Raw genomic sequence first — 22,242 nt, 5'->3', positions numbered from 1 at the left:
AGGGGCGGCCGTCAGGCCGCCTTGCGGAATTCCGGCTGCTCCGGACGCGGAGCGGCCGTCGCCTGCCCGCCCCGCAGCGCGTTGCGGTAGGCCGAGGCCGACGACCCGTGGCGCGTCCTGAACGCGCGAGCGAAGCTGCACGGGTTGTCGAAGCCGCAGGCCGCCGCGACCTCTCCGATCATCATGTCGGTCTCGCGCAGCAGGTCCGCCGCGTGCTCCAGCCGCAGCCGGGCGGAGGCCTCCTGCGGGCTCTCGCCATAGACCTGGTGGAAGGTCTTGGAGAAGTACCAGCTGGAGAAGGCGGTCAGCTCCGCCAGCTCGGCGATGCGGACCACGCGGTCGCGGTTGCCCTCCAGGTACATCCGGGCACGCTGCAGGCGTCCGAACACCTGCTGCTTGCGCCCGCGCGAACGACCCGGGCAGCGCGGCAGGTGCTCGGCAAATGCGTCCTGCAGCCCGGCGATATGGGTCACCAGCGGGCGCAGCGCCGCCGGGTCCATGGTCGCGCCCGGAGCCGACACCCGGCGCCACAGGCGGACCAGGGTGCGCCGGTCGCCGTGGGCGATGGTGCCCTGCCCCGCATACAGCTGCGGCCCACCCGCACGGGCGAGCTGGGCCAGCACCGACGGACCCAAGGCCAGGCCCACGCAGACCCCGCGGCGGTCGGCCTGCAGCTGCGGCCGCGAGTCGCGCTCGAATGCGATCCACTCACCGGCACGCAGGCGGAAACGCCCTTCCCGTGCCTCGATCCAGGAACTGCCACGCAGCTGCACCCAGAAGGTGAACAGGCCGGGCAGCGGCTGGACCGCTCCCATCCGGGAAACGCCCATTGCCTGGACGCGCCCCTCGGCGCCTGCCGGCACCGGCTGCAGCAACTGACCACGATCCGCCCAACGCATCTGTTCCATGTCCAACTCCGGGTTCGTGCTTGATGACCCGAGCCTCGCCCGGCCTGCAGGCCCTGTCCGGAAGTTGTGCGGAAACGGTGGCGAAAATTTGCCGAATCTGGCGGCGAAAAAGATCCGAAAGGAACTTTCCGTTAAGTATCAATCAGTTGTGCGGATGCGTCGCCCGGCGCTCCTGCACCGCCAGCGGCTCCGGAAGCGACAGGAACCCGATGTCCGCGCCGTCGCGGACGGCCATCGGCAGGTACAGCACCTCGCCGGACGGGTCGATGCTGAAACCGCTCGCCGAAGGCAGCCGGCCCAGCCCCAGGCAACGCGGCGCCTCGAGCGGGCCATCGCCGATGTAGCTCAGCCGGGTCCGGCAATACGGGCCCTGGTCGATGTAGGCGATGCGGCCCTCGCGGTCCACGTCCCACATCCGCTGGCGCGCCCGGGTGGGCAGGGACGGCTCGACCACGCCCACGCTCGCCGGGGCCAGGTCGAGTCCGGCCTGCCAGAGCCCATCCCCGGACTGGCGGGTGAACAGGATCCGCTCGCGGGTGGCGTCGACCCGGGTGTGGGCGACGTCCGGCAGGCGCGCGAGCTCGCGCCAGTCCGCCGTCTCGTTGCGTTCGAACAGGACCAGGTCGCGGGTCCCGTCCGCCTCGCGGGTGCCGACGAGCACCCTTCCCGGATCCGGGAGGTAGAGGGCCTGGGTGGGCTCGTCCACCGGGACCGGCAACTGCACCACCTGCCCGCTGGCGGCGACGACCTCGTAGACGCCCGGCTGCCCCGATGGGTCGAGCCCGACCAGCATCACCTTCCTGCTGTCCGGGGACCACTCCGGCAGGCGGCGCGCCTGCGGGTCAACGCCCTCGATCAGGCGCAGCGAGCCCGGCGAGCCGAGTTCGCCCCACCACAGCCGGTAGCTGCCTGAACGATCGGAGGCGAACACCAGCTGGCGGCCGTCCGGTGCAATCGAGGGCAGCATGTCGCGACCGCTGGAGGCGAACACCTGCTCCGCCGGCCGGCCCGGGATCTCCGCGCTGGCGCCGCGGTCGACCGTCTCGCCGAGCGTCGACACGTCCGCCGGCCCACCGCCTCCGGGCACCACCCCGCCCGCCCGGTCGATGGCGTAGATGCCGAACTGGGGATGCCGCTGGACGAACGCCAGCTTGCGCGCCGTGCGAGAGACCGCCGGCGAGTGGGCGTCCTCGATGCCGACATCGGTCATCACGCCGGTGGCCAGCTCCAGCCGGTACAGCCGCCCGCGCGCACCGGCGCGACCGGCGAACACCACGTTGCCCGCGTCCAGCCAGTCCCAGCCGCGGATCTCCAGGCTGCCGGAAGTCAGCGGCTCTGCGACGCCGCCGTCGACCGGAATCCGCCACAGCCCGCCGAGCTGGGCGTTGCGCGCGAACACGATCCACTCCCCGTCCGGCGAAACCCGCGGCAGGGTGTCGATGTCGCTGGGCGAGCGGGTGTACTCCAGGACCTCCCAGCGCCCGCTGTCCAGATCGAGGCGGCGGATGCCCGTGTTGCCTTCCGGGGTACGGGCGCTGGCGAACAGCAGGCCGTGCCCGTCGGGCGTCCAGGCGAACACCTGGGAGGCGCTGCGTTCGCAGTCGCCAACCGAGCGCGCGCCGGCGCCGCTGGCCGCCATGACGACGATCCGGCAGCGCTCGTCCGGGCCGGCGCGGATGAAGGCGATCTGACGGCCGTCGGGCGACCACTCGGGGTTGCGGTCGGCCTCGGTGATGCCGGGCCGGGTCAGCTGGCGCGGCGTCGACGGCCCGGTCGTCTGGACCAGGATCGCGGTGCCGCGGCGCCCGCTCAGGCTGGCCGCGTACGCGACCATCGACGCGTCCGGCGACAGCGTCGGGCTCAGTTCGAAGCCGGGCGCGGACGTGATCAGGGTGTAGCTGGGCGCCTGGGTGGCGGCGGGGAGCGTCGGGGCCGGGGCCGGCTCCGGCTCGGCCACCTCCTGCGGGGTGGTGTCGCCCGGGAGCAGCAATGCCCACAGCAGCGCCGCCAGGATCGCTGCCAGCGCCGCGGCGACCAGGCCGGGGAACCAGCGCGGTCGCCGGGTCGGTGCAGGTGACGCCGGGCGCGCGGGGCCCGGCGCCGTGGCCGGTCCCCCGGCGGCATCCACCGCCTCCGTAGCCGGAACGGGTGCGGCAGCCGGTTCGCGGGCGATCCACTCCACCGGCGCGAGCAGCCGGTAGCCGCCCTTGGCGATCGTCTCGATGTACGGCTCGCCCTCGGCACCCGCAAAGGCCTTGCGCAGCTGCGTCACCGCCTGCGTCAGCACGTCGTCGGTCGGGAAGGTGTCCGGCCAGACCCTCGACAGCAGCTGCTCGCGGCTGACCACCCGGCCCGGGCTCTCCGCCAGCATGCGCAGCACGCCGACCGCCTTGGGCGTGATGCGGCGGGCACGGCGCGTGCCGGGCACGTGGACCTCGCGCAGCGGCAGGTCGACCACGCACGCCCCCACCCGCAGTTGTTCTGCAGGCTGGCTGGTGCTCGGGTCGGGCCGTTCGGTCATTCTGCTCGCTTGCGACGCACGCGGCACCAGCGCCCGCGCGCGCCAGGGACGCTCACGGGCGGGCGGGCTGCGCACGCCGCCATTGGGTTCCCGGGGAACATCCCTCTCGGGAGGGTTCATACCGGACCCTCGCCCCCCTGTGAACCCCTATTACAGTCCAGAACGCCCCCTCCGCGCCTGCGCACGGAGGGTTCCCGTTCAGGGTGGACTCAGCGGCCTCTGCTAGCGCCCTAGGGTCAGCGCCAATGTTGCCGCGCCGGACCAGTCGCCAGACTTCCCGGACCTTTCCCCCTCGGAGTCCCTTCCCATGGACTTTGGATCCGTGCAATCCGGGCTGTCGATGCTGCAGTCGCCGGCCCAATCCGTGCTCTTCGATGCCCTGCGGGGCAACGGCGGCTTCGACCTGCAGGCCGCCTCCAGCCTCGCCCGCGAGGCGATCGACCTGCCCACCCACATCGGCCAGCTGGCCGAGAGCGGCCAGCTCGGCGAGTTCCTCGACGCGGTGCTGGACGCGGTGATCCTGGCCGACCGCAGCCCGGTCTTCTCCGAACAGCTCCTGCCGCTGCTCGGGGACGTTCGCAGCGCGCTGCAGGAGCTGCCGGCCGATTCCCTGTCGTACACCGATCGCGAGGCCGTCGAGGCGACCGTTGGCGAACTGGATGCCCTGCTCGGTCCCGTCGAAACTCCGGATGCCCCCGAGGTCCCCGGCGGCGGCCTGCAGGCCCATGAGGACGCCGGCGGCCACCTGATCGAGCGCCACGTCGGCAAGAGCGAGCAGTGGCTGGTCGACCGCGTCAACCGTGACAACATCAGCGCCGCATCCAGCTTCATCGACCTGCCCGAGGCCGAGCGCCTGGTCGCCGAGACCCTGATGGAGAACCAGGACCGCGTAGACGCCTGGCTTGACGGCGCCGGCGGCAACCGCCTGGTGATCGATGCCAGCTTCGACTCCAGCACCGGCATCTCGGTGGTGCGTGGCTCGGACTCGGCCCAGGACGTGTACTCGGTGAAGCTGGTCCTGGAGCGCTCGGACCGCATCGAGGACATCGGCTTTAGAATCGTCACCGGATACCCGACCACGCCGTGACCTACATGAGCGAATACCCCGCCCTGCAGAACTTCCTCTCCGCCTACTTCCACCAGGACTGGGCGATGGAGCACGACACCCCCGGGGCGGTGGCCGAGTACTACCGTGACAGCGAGAAGCCCGAGCTCGTGGCCGGCACCCGCAGGGAGCTGACGCAGCTGCTGGCCGCCGGGCACGACGAAGACGCCTTGGGCGCGCGGGTGCGTGCCCTGGGCGCGGAGTACGACCCGACCGCGAACGGCGGTACGTGGCGCGCCTGGCTGGAAGACGTTTCGGCGCGGCTGGAGGCCTGACCTCCCCCTCACCGTCACCCCCGCGTACGCGGGGGTCCAGGGACGTCCCTGTGTTCCCGCGTCCGCGGGAACGACGAAGCGGTGGATTCCCGCGTTCGCGGGAATGACGGGCTTGGGCGTTACAGGGGGTTGTAGACGTCCGCGCCAGTGGCGCGGAACTCCTCGGCCTTGGCCTTCATGCCGGCCTCCAGGGCGGTGGCATCGGTGAGGCCGTTCTCGGCCGCGTAGTCCCGCACGTCCTGGCTGATCCGCATCGAGCAGAACTTCGGGCCGCACATCGAGCAGAAGTGGGCGCTCTTGTGCGCTTCCTTCGGCATGGTCTCGTCGTGGTACTCCATCGCCCGCTCGGGATCGAGCCCGAGGTTGAACTGGTCCTGCCAGCGGAACTCGAAGCGCGCCTTGGACAGTGCGTTGTCACGCGCCTGCGCGCCCGGGTGCCCCTTGGCGAGGTCGGCCGCGTGGGCGGCGATGCGGTAGGCCATCAGGCCTTCGCGCACGTCGTCCTTGTTGGGCAGGCCCAGGTGCTCCTTGGGCGTGACGTAGCAGAGCATCGCGGTGCCGTACCAGCCGATCAGCGCCGCGCCGATGGCGCTGGTGATGTGGTCGTAGCCCGGCGCGATGTCGGTGGTCAGCGGCCCGAGGGTGTAGAACGGTGCTTCCCCGCACTCGGCCAGCTGCTTGTCCATGTTCTGCTTGATCAGGTGCATCGGCACGTGGCCGGGCCCCTCGACCATGGTCTGGACGTCGTGCTTCCAGGCGATCCGGGTCAGTTCGCCCAGGGTCTCCAGCTCGGCGAACTGGGCGGCGTCGTTGGCATCGGCGATCGAGCCCGGCCGCAGGCCGTCGCCGAGACTGAAGGCCACGTCGTAGGCCTTCATGATTTCGCAGATCTCCTCGAAGTGTTCGTAGAGGAAGCTCTCGCGGTGGTGGGCCAGGCACCACTTGGCCATGATCGAGCCGCCGCGGCTGACGATGCCGGTGACGCGCTTGGCCGTCAGCGGCACGTAGCGCAGCAGCACCCCGGCGTGAATGGTGAAGTAGTCCACGCCCTGCTCGGCCTGCTCGATCAGCGTGTCGCGGAACACCTCCCACGTCAGCGCCTCGGCGACGCCGCCCACCTTCTCCAGCGCCTGGTAGATCGGCACCGTGCCGACCGGCACCGGCGAGTTGCGGATGATCCACTCGCGGGTCTCGTGGATGTGCTTGCCGGTGGACAGGTCCATGACGTTGTCCGCGCCCCAGCGGATCGCCCAGACCAGCTTCTCCACCTCCTCGGCAATGCCAGACGACACCGCCGAGTTGCCGATGTTGGCGTTGACCTTGGTCAGGAAGTTGCGGCCGATGATCATCGGCTCGCTTTCCGGGTGGTTGATGTTGCACGGGATGATGGCGCGGCCGCGGGCAACCTCTTCGCGGACGAACTCCGGCGTGATGCGCATCGGGATGGCGGCGCCGAAGGACTGGCCGGGATGCTGGGCCAGCAGCCCGGCGTCGGTCAGCGCGTCCAGCCGCTGGTTCTCGCGGATGGCGATGTACTCCATCTCCGGCGTGACGATCCCGCGCCGGGCGTAGTGCATCTGGGTGACGTTGGTGCCCGGCAGCGCGCGGCGCGGACGCGGCCGGTTGGCGAAGCGGATGGCGTCGAGCTTCGGGTCCGCCTCGCGCTGGCGGCCGTAGTCGGACGTGGGGCCGTCCAGCTCCACCGTGTCGCCGCGCTCGGCGATCCACTGCGCGCGCAGCGGTGCAAGCCCGCGGTTGAGGTCGATGGCGACGTCCGGATCCGTATAGGGGCCGGAAGTGTCGTAGACCGCCAGCGGCGGATTGTCCTCGCCGCCGAACAGCGTCGGCGTGCGCTCGAGCACCACCTCGCGCATGGCCACGCGCAGGTCCGGCCGCGAACCGGCCACGTGGATCTTGCGCGAGCCCGGGATCGGGCGGACGACATCGGAGGAAAGCTGGTCGGCCTGACGGGCCAGATCGGAGGTCACTGCATTCATGGCGTGGTCCCGCTTCAAGAGGAGAGCCGCAAACTGCGGACGCACGAAGCAGGAGCGCACGGACCTCGGGCATGCCGTGGCCACGCGAAGCTTCCCTACGGCGGTATCAACCGCATCAGGTTCGAAGGGTGTGTCTCAACCGGGCGCCGGACAGGCGCGCGGTACCCCCGCTTCGGGGCGTATTGGAGCATGGGGGTGGGAGGAAGGCCAGTGCGGAGCCCCGCGGCTCGGGCGTGGCTCCGTGGATATCACCCGACTTTTGGGGTGATAAGACATAGCACCCAAAAAGTCGCACAATCGCCGGAGGGGTGCCTGCGGGGGCGGGCGGACAAGGGTGAAGCAAGTGGCTGATCTTGCGGTCGTTTTCCGTGCCGGGAGTCCCTAAGGGGGGGCGCGTGCCCGGTGTTTATACGCCAATTTTTACATCTACTAAGTGTTAGAGCTCTGTCCATGACATCCAAGGCAATTGAAACATTCGAGCATGCAATTCAGGATGCCATCGACTTGCTCAACCACTTCGATGCACTGAACACCAAACCGCCACCGCCGCAGATTGAGGTCCTGAAGCGAGCCAGCTTGGTTATGGCATTGGCGGCCCTCGAAACCTACTTTGAAGACAGGCTAGTTGAAGCCTGCGAGGCCATTTGCGGGAAGAGCAAAGGTGATTCGTTTCTTGCGCAGTTCATGAAAGACTCGCTCACCAGGGATCTCAAGTACTTTCACACGCCGAGCACCGACCGAGTCCGCTCAATTTTTCAGAAGTACCTTGGCGTTGACGTGACGGAAGGCTGGCAGTGGAACAATGTGGAGCCTTCCGCGGCGCGTGCAGAACTCAATCGCCTCGCCAAAAAGCGAGGGGACATTGCACATCGTTCATGGCGCCCTACGAGTGGCGAGCCGCAACCCCAGGGGCACGCCGTCACTCGCGACAACCTACGTAAGCACATTCATTTCGTTCGTCAGCTGGTGCAAGCAACCGACACCTATCTCGCAGCAGAGCTCTAACAATTCGTTCAAGCCGAACTTGCTTCGCTACACCAACAACATGGCAGGTTAAGCTTGCCATGTTGTCGGCTACGCTACGCAAGTCGGCTTAACTCAGGCGTTAGGCCTCTCCATGGACCCAGACCGCCTCTTTGCCAGTCTCGAGCGACACCTGCGCACGAAAGACGACATTGAGATGATCCTGCTAAAGGGTCATCTAATCCTTGAGCAGGCTCTGAATCAGATGCTTCTCGGCTACATCAAGAGCGAGAAAGGTCTCAGCGAACTAAATCTCATGTTCGCCAAAAAGCTCGACTTGCTCGTCGCCCTTTCTGGTCAGTCATACGGTGCGGATGAGATTGCACAGCTCCGAGAGATCAACAGAATCCGTAATAAGCTCGCTCACCAGCTGGATTTCACAGATTTCCATGGGGATCTAAAGCGCTGGGCGTGCCACGTAGTTGGCTACACTCCAAAGACTATCGACCGTAAGCAGACCTATCGCAGCACGCTCATGAAGGCGTTCTACCTACTTGCGGGCATGCTTTCCGGCATGGCCCAAGGCCGCGCGGACGCGCTACGGGCAGAGAGGTCTAACAATTCGTTCAAGCCGAAGCCGCTTCGCGGCTCGGCTTAACTCAGGCGTTAGGCCGCTAGGGAGAGATCATGAATTGGTTCGACAAGGAGTTACTGCTGCCGCTCGTCATAGCAACAGGAATCATCATTGGTGGCGCCTGTTTTCTCAACGTAAAGAACGCATCGCTTGTAACCAGGGTCGCATTAGGCGTCACTCTTCTGGGCGCTGGCGTTGGCTGCGGTTACTACCTCATCTACGTGGCGGAGTATCTTCAAAAGTATCCGTGGTTGCTTGGGTTTGGGGCAGGCGCGGCTGGACTCGGCATAAATCAAGTGGCTGCGCCCCTTAGAGTTGCTGCGGGCGGCGCGGCCTAGGTGTTGATGGACCGCTGCACCTTCTGTTCATTCTCCCCGGCGCGCAGGCGTGCGCGAGGTATCGATGACCCCAACGCCTGAGGCGCCCAGGCTCCGTGCGCCGGAATGGTTCGTCTTCGGCCTGATGGCCAGCGTCACCTTCGTCGGGCTGCTGTCCGAGCTGATCCCCTCGGGGATCCTGCCGCAGATGTCCGAGGACCTGGGCGCCTCCGAGTCCCGCATCGGCATGCTGGTGGGCGTATACGCGCTGGCCTCCGCGCTGGGCACCATCCCGCTGGTCAGCGCCACCCTCTCGGTCAACCGCAAGCACCTGCTGTTGGTGCTGCTGGCTGGGTTTGCCGTTTCCAACATCCTGGTGGGGCTGACGTCTTCCTACGCGGTGATGGTGGCTGCGCGCATCGTCGGCGGGGTGTGCGCCGGGGTGATGTGGCCGATGATCGCGGCCTATGGCACCCGTCTGGTCCCGCCCGACCGGCATGGCCGGGTGATCACCGTGATCATGGCCGGCAGCACCCTGGGCATCAGCATCGGCCTGCCCGCAATGACCCTAGTGGGGCTGCGGTTCGGCTGGCGCGCCGAGTTCCTGGCGTTCGGGCTTGGGGTGGCGCTGATCGCGGGGCTGTGCCACCTGTACCTACCGGCGGTCCCGGGCGAGCGGCGCACCCGCAGCAACTCGCCGCTGACGCTGCTGAAGAACCGGACGATCCTGGTCGTGATCCTGCTGACCTTCCTGTCGGTCACAGGGCACTACGCGGTGTACACCTACATCGCGCTGCTGGCGGAGACGGTGGCACTGGCCGGCGGCACCGGCATGGCCCTGCTGGTGTTCGGCGCCGGCTCGGTGATCTCGGTCGTGGCTTCGGCCCGCATCATCGACGCGTGGCTGCGGCCGCTGGTGGTGTCCATGCTGGTACTGGCCGCGGTATCGATGCTGCTGTTCCTGGGATTCGCCCGCACGCCCGGGATTGCCCACTTCACGTTCTTCCTGTGGGGCGTTTCCTTCGGTCCGCTGGGCGCGATGTACCAGACCGCCATCGCCCGCCAGGTGGACCGCGGCCGGGACGTGGCCACGTCGCTCCAGTCCAGCGTGTTCAATTTCTCCATCATGCTCGCCGCGGGGATGGGCGGCGTGCTGCTGGTGCGGCTGGCCGATGCAGGAGTGAAAGGCATCGTCTGGCTGGCGCTGGGATGCTTCGTGCTGGCGACCATGGTGGCGGTGCTGGCCACGCGGGCGTTGCGCCGGCAATGACGACATCGCCGGCACCCCTTCCCAGCGCGCTCGCGCTGTTCGACTTCGACGGCACGATCACCACGCTGGAGACGATGCCCGTGTTCCTGCGACGATCGATCCCGCGGCACCGCCTCGTGGTCGGCTGGGTCGTGCTGGCGCCGCTGATCCTTGGCTACCAGCTGCGCCTGGTGTCCGGCACGCTCGTGAGACGCGCGATCGTGTGGTTCGGCTATGCCGGACTGTCGTGCTCGGCGGTGACGGCTGCAGGGGAGGTGTTTGCCCGCGACTACCTGCCAACTGTGCTGCGGCCGGAAGCGGTAGAGCGTCTTGCCTGGCACAAGGCCCAAGGGCATCGGGTAGTGGTCGTCTCCGGGGGCTTGGATGTCTATCTCGCACCCTGGTGCAAGGCGGAGGGCGTGGAGCTGCTCGGCTCTTCACTCGAGTGTCGGCACGGCGTCCTGACCGGGCGCTACGAAGGCCGGCAGTGCGTCCGCGGCGAAAAGGTTCGCCGCGTGCATGAGTTGTGCGCGCCTCACGACTACGCGCTCGTCTACGCCTATGGCGACACGCCCGAGGATGACGCGCTGCTCGCCATGGCAGACCGGAAGTACTATCGCTGGCGGGAGCTGGTTCGCGTGGACTGAGCACACAAAGACGAGGTGCGGCATGGTGCCCGGTCAGGAGGAAGGGATGGAGGCGGCGCGGCCAATCAGCTTTTCAGTCCGCTACCGGCTGTTCGAGTACCTGCGCTTTGTCACCGCGCATGCCTTCCACACGGACGCTTCGCTGCGTGACCTCCGCGGAGCAAGACGCATCGCGGCGCACCTGACCTTGCTGCTGGTCGGCACGGTAGGGTTCGCCTGGAAGACAGCACGCGTAGGCCGTTGTGATTTCGTGCTGGATGTCCAGGGGGTCAGGCGGCGTACGCGGCGCGGTTCGGGTTCCGTGTCCTGGTCGGGGGTCAAGGCGATCCACGCCTACGCGCCCGGGCTTCTCGTTGAGCTTGGGGAGGGCGCGCTACCGCTTCCTCTCCGCGTCCTGACGGATGCGCAGCGCGCGGAGATCCTGCATGTGGCTTCTGCCGCGGGCGTGCCTTGCCCATCCGCAAACCCGTTGACCTTGCGCACTCATCCGGACGAACGCGAGGCGGTTACGGCTAACGTGCGCGATTGGCGATGAGCGCCGCGTCGGGCACACTCCGCGTGCCGCCCGGCACGGGCAGATCGCGGCAGATCCCGATGGGAACACCAATCCGCCTGGCAGGCCGGATCACCGACTGGAACGACGAGAAGGGGTTCGGCTTCGTCGTGCCCAACGGCGGCGGTGATCGCGCCTTCGTCCACATCAAGGACTTTGAGCGTGGGTCACGCCGCCCGATGACCGGCGACCTGATCTCCTACCTGCCGGCCCGCGATGCAAAGGGTCGGCTCGGTGTTCGCGGCGCGCGCCATTCGGGCCCAGGCCGCCCTGCACGGGCCAAGACGTCGCGCGCTCCCGGTGGGGCACTTGCATGGATCGCCCTGCTGGTCGTCGCGCTGCTTGTCGTTTTCGCCGACGTTCCACCCATGCTCGCCTGGGGCTACGCCGTCCTGAGCGTTGTGGCCTTCCTGATGTACTGGGCGGACAAGTCCGCGGCACAGCGGAATGCCCGGCGCACCCCCGAGAACACGCTGCATCTCGTTGCGCTCCTCGGCGGCTGGCCGGGGGCCCTGCTCGCCCAGCATCGCTTCCGCCACAAGACCGTGAAGCAGCCCTTCCAGTCCGTTTTCTGGATGACGGTCGTGGTGAACGTCGCGGCTGCCAGCTGGCTCGTGCTGTCCGGGCGTGCGGCCGAGCTGTTCGGCGCCTAGGCCCGCATGCAGGACATCAGGAACGCTGGCCGGACTGTTGAAGCCTTCTGCCCCGCGGGCGTGGGCAACATCGGCGTCGGGTTCGATCTGCTGGGTCATACGATCGACGGGCCCGGCGACCGTACCGTGGTCAGGCGGGTGGAAAGCCCCGGGGTCCACCTGATCAGGATCCATGGCGACGCGGATGGAATCGGCGACTTGCCGAAGGAGGCCTCGCGGAACACCGCGGGTCGCGCGCTCCAGTCGCTGCTCCAGGCTACCCGCGCGGAGCACGGGTTCGAGCTGGTGCTGCACAAAGGCATCGCGCTCGGCTCGGGCATGGGCGGGTCTGCCGCTTCGGCCGTTGCGGCCGTAATCGCAGGCAACGCGCTCCTCGACACCCCGCTTCCGCGCGAGGCCCTCTACCGCCATGCACTCGCCGGTGAGTCCGTCGCCACCAACAGCGTGCAAGGCGACAACGTCGGCCCAATGCTGGTCGGTGGCGTCGCGCTCGCCACGCCGGACCGCCTGTTGCGGCTCGACGCTCCGGACCTCTGGAGCGCCGTCGTCCATCCGCACTTCGTGCTGGAGACGCGCCGCGCGCGTGCCGTGCTGACCGAGCCCTACCCACTTGCCGAGGTCGTGCGCCACGGTACGCACCTGGCGCTGTTCCTCACCGGCCTGGCACGTGGTGACCTGGAGCTCATTGCCGCGGGCCTGCGCGACATCCTTGTCGAACCGCGGCGCGCTTCGCTGGTGCCCGGCTTCGCGCAGGTGAAGGCGGCGGCCCTGGACCGCGGTGCCTTGGGGGCCAGCCTGTCGGGCGCCGGCCCGAGCGTGTTCGGCTGGTTTGCCACGCGAGAGCAGGCCACGGGTGCGATGGCCGCGATGCGGGAGGCATTCGCCCTCGCCAGCCTGGACAGCGAGGGCTGGGTCAGCCCGGTGAACGGGCCGCGTGCGGAGCTCCTGTCCGTCGAGTGACCTTCCGGCGGCTGGCGCCGGCGCACGTGAACGGCTAGCTTCGACCGGATGAACAAGCCATTCACCTTCCGTACCGCATCCGGCGCCCTGCTCGCCGGCCCCCTCGCCCTGGCGCTCGCCGCGTGCTCGCCGGACTCCGCCCCGGCACCCGCTGCCACCGACGCGGCGCCTGACCCCGCGGCGACCGAAGCCCCGGCCGCTACCGCCCAGGACGCCTTCTTCGACAATCTCGCCGCGCTGTGCGGCAACGCCTACGCGGGTGAGGTCGAGGTCGACCGTCCCGAGTCGCCGGGCAACAACGCCTTCGCCGGCCAGGAGCTGGTGATGCACGTGCGCGAGTGCAGCGACGAGGAAATCAGGATCCCGTTCCACGTCGGCGAAGACCGCTCGCGCACCTGGATCGTCACCCGCACCGACGAGGGCCTGCGCCTGAAGCACGACCATCGACTGGAAGACGGGACCGACGACCCGGTGACCATGTACGGCGGCGACACCGCCAGCGAGGGCACCGCCAACCGGCAGGAGTTCCCGGTCGATGCGTTCTCGCAGGAGATGTTCACCCGCGAAGGCATGCAGGTGTCGAACACCAACGTGTGGGCGATCGAGATCGAGCCGGGCGAGCACTACACCTACGAGCTGGGCCGCACCGACCAGGATCGGTTGTTCCGGGTGCGCTTCGACCTCACCAATCCAATCGAGGCGCCGCCGGCACCCTGGGGCCACGAGTAAGCCGATACGCGATCGCCGCCCCCCGAGGGCGGCGATCTGCCTTACGGCATCCGCACCCGGAACCACGCCGCATACAACGCCGGCACGAACACCAGCGTCAGCACGGTTGCGAACAGCAACCCGCCCATGATCGCGGTGGCCATCGGGCCGAAGAAGTCGCTGCGCGACAGCGGCACCATCGCCAGGATGGCGGTCATCGCGGTCAGCACGATGGGGCGGAAGCGGCGCACGGTCGCCTCCACGATCGCCTTCCACGGCTCGGCGCCGTCGGCGCGGTCCTGCTCGATCTGGTCCACCAGAATCACCGAGTTGCGCATGATCATGCCGGCCAGGGCGATGGTGCCCAGCATCGCCACGAAGCCGAACGGCACGCGGAACACCAGCAGGAACACGACCACTCCGATCAGGCCCAGCGGCGCGGTCAGCAGCACCATGAAGCTGCGCGAAAAGCTGCGCAGCTGGATCATCAGCAAGGTGAACACCACCAGCAGGAACATCGGCACGCCGGCGGCGATCGACGCCTGGGCGCGGGCGGAGTCCTCCACCGAGCCGCCGATGGCGACCTCGTAACCCGGCGGCAGGTCGGCGCGGATCGGGTCCAAGGTCGGATCGATCTGCGCGGTCACTTCGGCGGGCAGCAGCGCGTCGCTGACGTCCGCACGCACGGTCATGGTCGGCACGCGGTCGCGGTGCCAGATGATGCCGTCCTCGAAGCCGGGCTCGATGTCGGCCAGCTGCGCCAGCGGCACCGGGCCGCCCGGCGTCTGGATCATGAGGCTGGCCAGCTGCTCCGGTGACTGCCGCTCCTGCTCACCGCCGCGCAGCATGATCGAGATCAGCTGGTCGCCCTCGCGGAACACGCCGACCTCGGCACCGGTCAGGGTCGCCTGCAACGTCTGCGCGAGCTGGGTCGAGCTGATGCCCAGCGCGCGGGCGCGGGCCTGGTCCAGCTCCAGGCGGATCACCTTGGACGGCTCGTCCCAGTCGAGGTTGACGTTGGCCACGTGCGGGTTGGCGCGCACCTGCTCGCGCACCCGGTAGGCGATCTCGCGCACCTGGTCGATGTGTTCGCCGGAGATGCGGAACTGCACCGGGTACCCCACAGGCGGACCCATCTCCAGCCGCGTGACGCGCAGTTGCAGCTGCGGGAACCGGGGCGCAACTTCGTCAAGCAGCCACTCGCGCACGACCTCACGCGACTCGGTGTCCTTCGCCAGCAGCACGAACTGGGCGAAGTTGGCGGCGGGCAGCTGCTGGTCCAGCGGCAGGTAGAAGCGCGGCGCACCGGTGCCGACCCAGGCGGTGTAGTTCTCCAGGTCGTCGCGGGTGGCCAGCATCTCCTCCAGCCGCAGCGCCTGCTCGCGGGTGGCGCGCAGCGAGCTGCCCTCGGCCAGTTCCATGTCGATCATCAGCTCCGGCCGCACGGACTCGGGGAAGAACTGCTGCGGGATGAAGCGGAACAGCAGCACCGAGGCGGCGAAGGCGGCCACGGTCAGCACGATCACCAGGCCGCGGCGATGGACGCTCCACCCCACCAGCCGGCGGAAGCTGCGGTAGAAGGGCGTGTCGTACGGATCGTGCGGCTGGCCGTCGATGTGCTGCTGGCGAGGCCGAACCAGGTTCGCCAGCGCCGGGTTGCGATCGGCCCAGCGCTCGCGCCGTGCCCGCCAGCGCGCCGCCAGCGAGCCCGGCCGTGGCGCTGCATCGTCCTTGTGCGGGTCCGGCAGCAGCTTGTCGCCCAGGTACGGGATGAACACCACCGCGGCGACCCAGGACAGCAGCAGGGCGAAGGTCACTACCTGGAACAGCGAACGCGTGTACTCGCCGACGCTGGAGGCCGCGGTCGCGATCGGCAGCAGGCCGGCTGCAGTGATCAGGGTGCCGGTGAGCATCGGGAACGCGGTCGACTCCCAGGCGAAGGCCGCGGCGCGGGTGCGCTCGAAACCCTGCTCCAGCTTCACCGCCATCATCTCGATGGCGATGATCGCGTCGTCCACCAGCAGCCCCAGGGCCAGCACCAGCGCGCCCAGCGAGACCTTGTGCAGGTTGACGCCGAACGCCTCCATGGCGACGAAGGTCATCGCCAGCACCAGCGGGATCGACAGTGCCACCACCAGCCCGGTGCGCCAGCCCAGCGACAGGAAGCAGGTCAGCAGTACGATCGCCACGGCCTCGGCCAGCACCCGCACGAACTCGCCGATCGACACCCGCACCGCGGCCGGCTGGTCGGACACCTTGCGCAGCTCCATGCCGACCGGCAGCGAAGCCTGGAGGCGCTCGATCTCGGCCGCTAGGTTCTCGCCGAGGGCGATGATGTCGCCGCCCTTCTGCATCGCCACGCCGATCGCGATGCCGTCCTCGCCCATGAAGCGCATGCCCGGGTCGCGCGGGTCGGCGTAGCCGCGGCTGACGGTCGCGATGTCGCCGAGCGCGAGGGTGCGCTCACCGGCGCGGATCGGCAGCGCGCGCACCTGCTCGACGGTCTCGAACTGGCCGCTCACCCGCACCGGCACGCGCAGGTCCGCCAATTCGAAGTAGCCGGCCGGCATCATCGCGTTCTGCTGCTCGAGCTGTTCCTGCACCTCGGCCGGGGAGATGCCCAGCGTCGCCAGCCGGGTGTTGTCGAGCTCGACCCAGATGCGCTCGTCCTGCACCCCGAACAGCGCCACCTTGCCCACGTCGGGCACGCGCTCGATCTGCAGTTGCAGGCGCTTGGCCCAGTCGTGCAGCAGGGCGTGGTCGAAGCCTTCGCCGGTGAGCGCGTACAGGTTGCCCCAGGTATCGCCGAACTCGTCGTTGAAGAACGGCCCAACGATGTCGCGCGGCAGCTGCGGGCGCAGGTCGCCGACCTTCTTGCGGATCTGGTAATTGAGCTCGGGGATCTCGCCCGATCGCATGGAGTCGCGGGCGGCGAAGATCACCTGGGACTCGCCGGCGCGCGAGTACGAGCGCACGAACTCATAGTCGCCGGTCTCCATGATCTTGCGTTCGATCGGCTCGGTGACCTGTTCCGCGACCTGGGCGGCGTCGGCGCCCGGCCACAGGGTGTGGATCACCATCACCTTGAAGGTGAACTCGGGATCCTCGCTGCGGCCCAGGCCGAGGTAGGAGTACGCGCCGGCGACCGCGGCCACCAGCATCGCGTACAGGACCAGGCTGCGATGGCGCAGTGCCCACGCCGAAAGGTTGAAGCCCATGCTCAGGAGGCCCCGCCCGCGTCCGTCGCCGCGGCGCGGCCCTCCGCGTCGATCGGCCGCACCGGCTCGCCTTCGCGCAGCAGGTGCCCGCCGGCGGCGACCACGTGTTCTCCGGACTGCAGCCCCGAGGTGACCTCGACCGTCGTACCGCCGTACCCGGCGATCTGGACCGGCCGCAGTTCAAGCGTGCCATCGCTGGCAACCACGAACACCCCATGGCCTCCATCCGGACCCGGGAGCAGTGCCGCCAGCGGTACCGACAACGCGCCGTCCGGGGTGGACGGCAGGAACACCCGCGCACTCTGCCCCAGCTCGAAGGCGCCCGGCTCGGCATCGATCGTCGCGCGCACCTCGAAGGTGCGGCTCACCGGGTCGGCGGCGGGCGCGACCTCGCGCACCTGGGCATCCCAGCGTTCGCCCTCCCCGCTCCACGGCTCGACCTGGACCGGATCGCCCGGGGCGATCGCGTCCACCTGTCCTTCGGCGACGGCGAACACGACCTCGCGCCCGCCGTCCGCGGCCAGGGTGAAGACGGGTTGCCCGGCGCCGAGCACCTGGCCGGCTTCGGCATGGCGCGCGGCGATCACGCCGTCCGCAGGGGCAACCAGCCGCGTGTGCGCGGACTGGTTGCGGGCGAGTTCAAGTTCGGCGCGGGCCGCGTCCACCTGGCCCTGCGCGGCGGTGGCGGCGGCCTCCTGCGTGTCGAGGGCGGACCGGCTGACCAGCTGGTCCTCGGCCAGTACCCGGAACCGCTCCTGGTCGGCCCGGGCGCGCCCGAGCTCGGCCTCCGCCGCGGCAAGGCGGGCGCGTGCAGCGCGTTCGCGGGCCTGCAGGTCATCCGGCTCCAGCCTGGCCAGCAGGTCGCCGCGGGCGACGCGGTCGCCCACGTCCACCTGCCGTTCGACCAGACGCCCGGCGACCTGGAAGCCGAGCTGGGTCTCGTGGCGGGCACGGATCTCGCCGGCGAACGAGGGCGCCGCCGCCTCCGCACTGCCGACCGTCGCCACCAGGACGGTGCGCCGTGGCGCCTGGGGCTCCTCCGCGCCACCGCAACCTCCGGCCAGCGCGAGCGCCAGCAGCGCCATCGCGGCGCCGCTGCGTACCAGGCGGGACGGGGCGGATTCGCGCATTGGAGGCCTCCGGGGCCGGTTGTGCCGATGTCGGCGCACTCTAATACAGAACCCGGTGGTACGGTATTGCGCATGGACCCCCAATCCGACAGCCCGCCTGCTGCCGACGTCACCGCCACGGCACTCCCGCCGGAAGCCACTATCCGCGGCCCGGGGCGGCCCAAGGACATGGCCAAGGGCGCCGCGATCCTCGAGTCCGGCACCACGCTCTTCGTCGAGAACGGCTACGCGGGGACGAGCATGGAGGCGGTCGCCGCGGCGGCGGGCGTGTCCAAGCTCACCGTCTACAGCCACTTCGGCAGCAAGCAGGGACTGTTCGTCGCCGCGGTGCGGGCGCACTGCGACCGGATGCTGCCTGGCGCCCTGTTCGAACGCTCGCCCGGCACGCCGCTGCCCGAGCGCCTGCACGCGGTCGCGCGGGCGGTGCATGCGCTGTGCACCAGCCGCGAGGCGATCGCCGCCAATCGCGTCCTGTCCGCCCCGGGCATGGCCGGCTCGGAGGAGGCGCGGCTGTACTGGGAGGCGGGCCCCGCACGCCTGCAGTCCCACGTCGAAGCCCTGCTGGCCCGCCGTGCCCAACGCGGGGAGCTGCGGATCGACCCGGACGACGCGGCCACCATCACCCTGGCGGCGACCCAGTTCATCGCCCTGCTCACCGGGCCGCCGCAGGTGCGCCTGGTGCTCGGCTGCGAGCCGTCGCCCATCGCCCCCGAAGCCCAGGTGGAGGGCGCCGTCGCCACCTTCCTGCGCGCCTGGGCCACCACGCCGCCGGCCAGCTGAACACCGCCGCCCATGACGCCGGTCCTGGTGACCAATGGCACTGAACGCGGGCGCGGCCGGCGGCGATGCTTGGCCCCGTCGCGACAGCCTCCCCGCCCCGCGGGACCGGTAGAATAGGCGGTTGTCCGCGAACCCCGAGATCCCCCATGAGCACCTTTGACTTCACCACCGCCCGCAATGTGATGGTCGAACAGCAGATCCGTCCGTGGAACGTGCTGGACGCCCGTGTCCTGGAGGTCCTGAACGAGGTCCCTCGCGAGGAGTACGTCCCCGCGGAACGACGCGAGCTGGCCTATGCCGACCTGGTGCTGCCCCTGGCGCACGGCGAGGTGGTGATGAAGCCGGTGGTGCAGGCGCGTGCGCTGCAGTCCATGCTGGTCGGCCCGGAGGAGGACGTGCTGGAGATCGGCACCGGCAGCGGTTACATGACCGACTGCCTGTCACGGCTGGGCCGCGAGGTGGTGAGCATCGAGCGCCACGCCGACCTGGCCGAGGCCGCGCGCGAGCGCCTGGTCCGCCAGGGACGCACCAACGTGCGCATCCAGCACGCCGACGCGTTCGGGTTTGACCCGGGCCGCCAGTTCGACGTGGTCTGCGTGACCGGCGCCGTCGCCGAGGTGCCCGAGGCGTTCCTGGAGTGGCTCAAGCCCGGCGGCCGCATGTTCATCGTCCGCGGCAACGCCCCGGCGATGGAAGCCATCCTGGTCCGCAAGACGGCCAACGGCCCGCACATCGAATCGCTGTTCGAAACCGAAGTCCCGTACCTCGCCGGCGCCGAGCCGGTACCTGCCTTCCAGTTCTGACCCGGACGCCCGCCGCCCGGTCGGCGTGGCCCGTCACCACAAGGATCCGCGATGACCCTGCGCCCGCTTGCCCTCGCCACCGCCCTTGCCGCCCTGCTGCCGCTCCAGGCGGGAGCCACCGACCTGATGGACACCTGGGAGCTGGCGCGCCTGGGCGACCCGCAACTGTCGATCGCCGAGTCCAGCCGCCTGGCCACCCGCGAGGGCGCGGTGCAGGCGCGCGCGGCGATGCTGCCGCAGCTGTCGGGCAGCGCCCGGCTGTCGCGCAGCGAGAGCGAGGGCCCGGCCAGCACCACGCAGTTCGATCCGGTCACCGGCGAGCCGGTCACCTACACCGGCAACACCGACCGCGAGACCACCACCCGCAGCTACGGGGTGGACCTGTCGCAGATGGTCTATGACCGGGCGCGCTTCACCAACCTGCGCAGCGAGCAGGCGCTCAGCCGGGCCAGCGACTTCGACCTCGAGGCCGCCAGCCAGAACCTGATCACCCGGACCTCGGCCGCCTACTTCAACGTCCTGGTGCAGCTGGAGACCCTGGCCGCCGCCGAGGCCGCCGAGACCGCGCTGCAGCGGCAGTTCGACTTCGCCTCGCGCAGGCTGGAAGTGGGCCTGGCCCCGATCACCGACGTCCACGAGGCCCGTGCGCAGTACGACGAGGCGCGCGCCAATACGATCCTGGTCCGCAACGCGGTCGCCGACGCCTACCAGGCGCTGGCGGAGATCACCGGCACCGAGGTGCGCAACCTCCAGGGCCTGCCGGAGGACTTCCAGCCCCGGCTGCCGGTGACCGGCGACATCGACGAGTGGGTCGCGACCGCCGTCGGCAACAACCCGTCGCTGCAGGCCGCCGAGCTGGCGCTGCAGTCGGCCGAGGCCAACGTCGACACCGCGCGCGCCGCCCACTGGCCGTCGCTGTACCTGTCCGGCGGCTACTCGGACTCGGCGACCTGGGGCAACCAGACCTTCAGCGCCGACGGCCTGCCGGCGGACGTGAACAACCCGATCAATTCCGAGAGCCGCGGCCCCAGCGTCTCCCTGAACCTGGAGGTCCCGATCTTCCAGGGCGGCGCGATCCGCTCGCGGGTCCGCCAGGCCGTCGCCCGCCGCGACATCGCCGGCGACCAGGTGGTGCAGGAGCGCCGCCAGCTGGAGCGCAATACCCGCAACGCCTACCAGACCCTGGTCGCGGGCGTGGCCGAGGTCGAGGCGCGCCGGCTGGCGCTGGTCTCGGCGCAGGCGGCCTACGACGCCTCGCAGGTCGGGCTGGAAGTCGGTACCCGCACCGTGCTGGACGTGCTCAACAACCAGCGCAACCTGTTCCAGGCCCAGCAGGCCTACGCCCAGGCCCGCTACAACCACCTGCAGCAGCGCCTGCTGCTGGAGCAGGCCGCCGGCACCCTCGACGTGGAGGACCTGCAGGAGATCAACCGCCTGCTGACCGCCGACGCCGAGGCCCGGATCGAGGGCACCCTGCCGCGCTGACGGCTGGCCTGGGCGCTCAGGCCTCCGGCAACACCGGGCGCAGCAGCACCAGCGTCTGCGCCAGGGCGCCCCGCCCGCCTTCGATCAGTTCCCGCCCCGCATCGACCATGCGGGCGCGGGCATCCTCATCCCCAAGCAGCGCGGCCAAGGCCAGACACACCTCGTCCTGGTCGGCACCGATGCGGACCGCACCGTGCTTGTGCAGGTGCCGGGAGATTTCCGCGAAATTGTGCAGGTGCGGCCCGGTGACGATCGCGGTGCCCGCGGCCGCCGGCTCCAGCAGGTTATGCCCGCCCACCGGCTGCAGGCTGCCACCGACGAAGGCGACGTCGGCCGCGGCGTAGAACGGCACCAGCTCCCCGAGCGTATCGACCACGAACACCGCGTCCGTCGGCGCCGGCCAGCGTGCGCGCGAGCGCGTCGACACCTTCCAGCCACCGGCGCGGGCCTGCCCGGCCACGACGCTGAAACGCTCCGGGTGGCGCGGCGCCCACAGCAGCAGCAGGTCCGGGAACTGCTCGCGCAGGCGGCGGTGGATCGCCAGAACCGCGGCCTCTTCCTCTTCGTGGGTGCTCGCGGCGATCCACGCCAGCCGGTCGCCCGCGGTCGCACGGCACTCGGCGGCGAAGGCGTCCAGGCCATCCGGCACGGCGACGTCGTACTTGAGGTTGCCGACCTCCACCACCTGCTCGCTGCGCGCGCCCAGCCGCACGAAGCGCACCGCGTCGGCCAGTGACTGCGCCGCCACGGTGCGGACGGTCCGCAGCGCCCGGCCCACGAGCGGGGCGAGCACCCGGTAGCCGCGCAACGAGCGCTCCGAAAGCCGGGCGTTGAGGATGAACACCGGGACCTCGCGGTCGCGGCAGCCGAACAGCAGGTTCGGCCACAGCTCGGTCTCCATGATCAGCGCCGCATGCGGGCGGTAGTGGTCGAGGAAGCGGCCGACCGCGCCGGGCAGGTCGTAGGGCAGGTAGACGTGCTCGATGTCGTGGCCCCACAGCGCGCGCACCCGCTCCGAGCCGGTCGGGGTGATCGTGGTGACCAGCAGCCGCAGGTCCGGCCGCCCGCGGCGCAGCGCGTTGACCACCGGCACCGCCGCGTTGACCTCCCCGACGGAGACCGCGTGCAGCCACAGTACCCGTGGCCCCGGGCGCCGGTGGTAGCGCGCATAGCGCTCGCCCCAGCGGTGCAGGTAGGCCTGCTGCCGGAAGCCGCGCCAGATCAGGTGGTACACGGTCACGGGCACCAGCAGGTACAGCACCGCCGAATACAGGCCGCGCAGCAGGCGCTCGATGGGGTCTCTCCGCATGGCGGGCAGGATACTTCAGCCGGGCAT

Annotated in this window: 20 protein-coding genes and 1 riboswitch; of the genes, 14 read left to right on the top strand and 6 right to left on the bottom strand. The window is 69.7% G+C overall.

Annotation, left to right across the window (positions count from 1 at the left end):
* Positions 1–11: 11 nt before the first annotated feature.
* Entirely contained in the window at positions 12–908 is an 897-nt protein-coding gene (locus tag G545_RS14295; RefSeq protein WP_081677820.1) for a helix-turn-helix transcriptional regulator, read from the bottom strand.
* Positions 909–1,050: 142 nt separating this feature from the next.
* A complete protein-coding gene (locus G545_RS14290; RefSeq protein WP_043711579.1) occupies positions 1,051–3,429 on the bottom strand; it encodes a winged helix-turn-helix domain-containing protein in 2,379 nt (792 codons plus the stop codon).
* A gap of 307 nt (positions 3,430–3,736) precedes the next feature.
* Between G545_RS14290 and G545_RS15025 the strand changes: the two genes are divergently transcribed.
* Both G545_RS15025 and G545_RS0109090 read left to right on the top strand, forming a co-directional pair.
* Positions 3,737–4,516, top strand: a complete 780-nt coding sequence (locus tag G545_RS15025) for an RNase A-like domain-containing protein (protein ID WP_052106705.1) — start codon at positions 3,737–3,739, stop codon at positions 4,514–4,516.
* A gap of 5 nt (positions 4,517–4,521) precedes the next feature.
* Positions 4,522–4,809, top strand: a complete 288-nt coding sequence (locus tag G545_RS0109090) for a contact-dependent growth inhibition system immunity protein (protein ID WP_036136884.1) — start codon at positions 4,522–4,524, stop codon at positions 4,807–4,809.
* A 119-nt stretch (positions 4,810–4,928) separates the two neighbouring features.
* On the opposite strand, the gene thiC is transcribed toward G545_RS0109090, so the two are convergent.
* The gene (gene thiC / locus G545_RS0109085; protein ID WP_027070100.1) at positions 4,929–6,806 is read right to left on the bottom strand and encodes a phosphomethylpyrimidine synthase ThiC; all 1,878 of its coding nucleotides are present in this window, start codon (positions 6,804–6,806) and stop codon (positions 4,929–4,931) included.
* A gap of 74 nt (positions 6,807–6,880) precedes the next feature.
* Positions 6,881–6,985: riboswitch (TPP riboswitch) on the bottom strand.
* 271 nt (positions 6,986–7,256) lie between these two features.
* Here thiC and G545_RS15380 point away from each other — a divergent pair.
* From G545_RS15380 to G545_RS0109050, 9 genes are all read left to right on the top strand, one after another.
* Entirely contained in the window at positions 7,257–7,811 is a 555-nt protein-coding gene (locus G545_RS15380) for a HEPN domain-containing protein (RefSeq protein ID WP_081677818.1), read from the top strand.
* A gap of 112 nt (positions 7,812–7,923) precedes the next feature.
* Positions 7,924–8,427: a hypothetical protein gene (locus G545_RS0109080; protein ID WP_027070099.1), complete on the top strand. Its 504-nt coding sequence runs from the start codon at positions 7,924–7,926 to the stop codon at positions 8,425–8,427.
* 29 nt (positions 8,428–8,456) lie between these two features.
* A complete protein-coding gene (locus G545_RS15655) occupies positions 8,457–8,741 on the top strand; it encodes a hypothetical protein (RefSeq protein ID WP_154656557.1) in 285 nt (94 codons plus the stop codon).
* A 64-nt stretch (positions 8,742–8,805) separates the two neighbouring features.
* Positions 8,806–9,990: an MFS transporter gene (locus G545_RS14280; protein WP_036136873.1), complete on the top strand. Its 1,185-nt coding sequence runs from the start codon at positions 8,806–8,808 to the stop codon at positions 9,988–9,990.
* Positions 9,987–10,616 (top strand): HAD family hydrolase, encoded by a 630-nt coding sequence (locus tag G545_RS0109070; RefSeq protein ID WP_027070098.1) that lies wholly within the window; start codon positions 9,987–9,989, stop codon positions 10,614–10,616. The genes G545_RS14280 and G545_RS0109070 overlap by 4 nt, the downstream gene beginning before the upstream one ends.
* 22 nt (positions 10,617–10,638) lie before the next feature.
* Positions 10,639–11,151: a hypothetical protein gene (locus G545_RS0109065; RefSeq protein ID WP_027070097.1), complete on the top strand. Its 513-nt coding sequence runs from the start codon at positions 10,639–10,641 to the stop codon at positions 11,149–11,151.
* A complete protein-coding gene (locus G545_RS0109060) occupies positions 11,148–11,822 on the top strand; it encodes a DUF1294 domain-containing protein (protein ID WP_407059638.1) in 675 nt (224 codons plus the stop codon). The genes G545_RS0109065 and G545_RS0109060 overlap by 4 nt, the downstream gene beginning before the upstream one ends.
* Positions 11,823–11,828: 6 nt before the next feature.
* Positions 11,829–12,782, top strand: a complete 954-nt coding sequence (locus tag G545_RS0109055) for a homoserine kinase (protein WP_036136876.1) — start codon at positions 11,829–11,831, stop codon at positions 12,780–12,782.
* Positions 12,783–12,830: 48 nt separating this feature from the next.
* Positions 12,831–13,511: a hypothetical protein gene (locus G545_RS0109050; protein ID WP_052106709.1), complete on the top strand. Its 681-nt coding sequence runs from the start codon at positions 12,831–12,833 to the stop codon at positions 13,509–13,511.
* Positions 13,512–13,552: 41 nt separating this feature from the next.
* On the opposite strand, the gene G545_RS0109045 is transcribed toward G545_RS0109050, so the two are convergent.
* Both G545_RS0109045 and G545_RS0109040 read right to left on the bottom strand, forming a co-directional pair.
* Complete coding sequence (locus G545_RS0109045; RefSeq protein WP_027070093.1) at positions 13,553–16,708, bottom strand: efflux RND transporter permease subunit; 3,156 nt, start codon at positions 16,706–16,708, stop codon at positions 13,553–13,555.
* 2 nt (positions 16,709–16,710) lie between these two features.
* Entirely contained in the window at positions 16,711–17,838 is a 1,128-nt protein-coding gene (locus G545_RS0109040; RefSeq protein ID WP_043711575.1) for an efflux RND transporter periplasmic adaptor subunit, read from the bottom strand.
* A 72-nt stretch (positions 17,839–17,910) separates the two neighbouring features.
* Here G545_RS0109040 and G545_RS0109035 point away from each other — a divergent pair, with 72 nt between their 5' ends.
* From G545_RS0109035 to G545_RS0109025, 3 genes are all read left to right on the top strand, one after another.
* Positions 17,911–18,618, top strand: coding sequence for a TetR/AcrR family transcriptional regulator (locus tag G545_RS0109035; RefSeq protein WP_081677816.1), 708 nt, complete (start codon positions 17,911–17,913; stop codon positions 18,616–18,618).
* 146 nt (positions 18,619–18,764) lie between these two features.
* Entirely contained in the window at positions 18,765–19,421 is a 657-nt protein-coding gene (locus tag G545_RS0109030) for a protein-L-isoaspartate O-methyltransferase family protein (RefSeq protein WP_027070090.1), read from the top strand.
* 51 nt (positions 19,422–19,472) lie between these two features.
* The gene (locus G545_RS0109025; protein ID WP_027070089.1) at positions 19,473–20,906 is read left to right on the top strand and encodes a TolC family outer membrane protein; all 1,434 of its coding nucleotides are present in this window, start codon (positions 19,473–19,475) and stop codon (positions 20,904–20,906) included.
* 16 nt (positions 20,907–20,922) lie between these two features.
* On the opposite strand, the gene waaA is transcribed toward G545_RS0109025, so the two are convergent.
* Positions 20,923–22,215, bottom strand: a complete 1,293-nt coding sequence (waaA, locus tag G545_RS0109020) for a lipid IV(A) 3-deoxy-D-manno-octulosonic acid transferase (protein WP_027070088.1) — start codon at positions 22,213–22,215, stop codon at positions 20,923–20,925.
* Positions 22,216–22,242: the final 27 nt, after the last annotated feature.

This window comes from Lysobacter defluvii IMMIB APB-9 = DSM 18482 (assembly GCF_000423325.1).
In the GTDB taxonomy this organism is placed as follows: domain Bacteria; phylum Pseudomonadota; class Gammaproteobacteria; order Xanthomonadales; family Xanthomonadaceae; genus Novilysobacter; species Novilysobacter defluvii.
Note: the sequence above shows the minus strand (reverse complement) of the source record. Positions and strands in the feature narration are given on the sequence as shown.

Bases quoted from the DNA above. Each gene is read 5' to 3' on its own strand.
- G545_RS14295 (WP_081677820.1), bottom strand. From the start codon at position 908: ATGGAACAGATGCGTTGGGCGGATCGTGGTCAGTTGCTGCAGCCGGTG.
- G545_RS14290 (WP_043711579.1), bottom strand. From the start codon at position 3,429: ATGACCGAACGGCCCGACCCGAGCACCAGCCAGCCTGCAGAACAACTG.
- G545_RS15025 (WP_052106705.1), top strand. From the start codon at position 3,737: ATGGACTTTGGATCCGTGCAATCCGGGCTGTCGATGCTGCAGTCGCCG.
- G545_RS0109090 (WP_036136884.1), top strand. From the start codon at position 4,522: ATGAGCGAATACCCCGCCCTGCAGAACTTCCTCTCCGCCTACTTCCAC.
- thiC (WP_027070100.1), bottom strand. From the start codon at position 6,806: ATGAATGCAGTGACCTCCGATCTGGCCCGTCAGGCCGACCAGCTTTCC.
- G545_RS15380 (WP_081677818.1), top strand. From the start codon at position 7,257: ATGACATCCAAGGCAATTGAAACATTCGAGCATGCAATTCAGGATGCC.
- G545_RS0109080 (WP_027070099.1), top strand. From the start codon at position 7,924: ATGGACCCAGACCGCCTCTTTGCCAGTCTCGAGCGACACCTGCGCACG.
- G545_RS15655 (WP_154656557.1), top strand. From the start codon at position 8,457: ATGAATTGGTTCGACAAGGAGTTACTGCTGCCGCTCGTCATAGCAACA.
- G545_RS14280 (WP_036136873.1), top strand. From the start codon at position 8,806: ATGACCCCAACGCCTGAGGCGCCCAGGCTCCGTGCGCCGGAATGGTTC.
- G545_RS0109070 (WP_027070098.1), top strand. From the start codon at position 9,987: ATGACGACATCGCCGGCACCCCTTCCCAGCGCGCTCGCGCTGTTCGAC.
- G545_RS0109065 (WP_027070097.1), top strand. From the start codon at position 10,639: ATGGTGCCCGGTCAGGAGGAAGGGATGGAGGCGGCGCGGCCAATCAGC.
- G545_RS0109060 (WP_407059638.1), top strand. From the start codon at position 11,148: ATGAGCGCCGCGTCGGGCACACTCCGCGTGCCGCCCGGCACGGGCAGA.
- G545_RS0109055 (WP_036136876.1), top strand. From the start codon at position 11,829: ATGCAGGACATCAGGAACGCTGGCCGGACTGTTGAAGCCTTCTGCCCC.
- G545_RS0109050 (WP_052106709.1), top strand. From the start codon at position 12,831: ATGAACAAGCCATTCACCTTCCGTACCGCATCCGGCGCCCTGCTCGCC.
- G545_RS0109045 (WP_027070093.1), bottom strand. From the start codon at position 16,708: ATGGGCTTCAACCTTTCGGCGTGGGCACTGCGCCATCGCAGCCTGGTC.
- G545_RS0109040 (WP_043711575.1), bottom strand. From the start codon at position 17,838: ATGCGCGAATCCGCCCCGTCCCGCCTGGTACGCAGCGGCGCCGCGATG.
- G545_RS0109035 (WP_081677816.1), top strand. From the start codon at position 17,911: ATGGACCCCCAATCCGACAGCCCGCCTGCTGCCGACGTCACCGCCACG.
- G545_RS0109030 (WP_027070090.1), top strand. From the start codon at position 18,765: ATGAGCACCTTTGACTTCACCACCGCCCGCAATGTGATGGTCGAACAG.
- G545_RS0109025 (WP_027070089.1), top strand. From the start codon at position 19,473: ATGACCCTGCGCCCGCTTGCCCTCGCCACCGCCCTTGCCGCCCTGCTG.
- waaA (WP_027070088.1), bottom strand. From the start codon at position 22,215: ATGCGGAGAGACCCCATCGAGCGCCTGCTGCGCGGCCTGTATTCGGCG.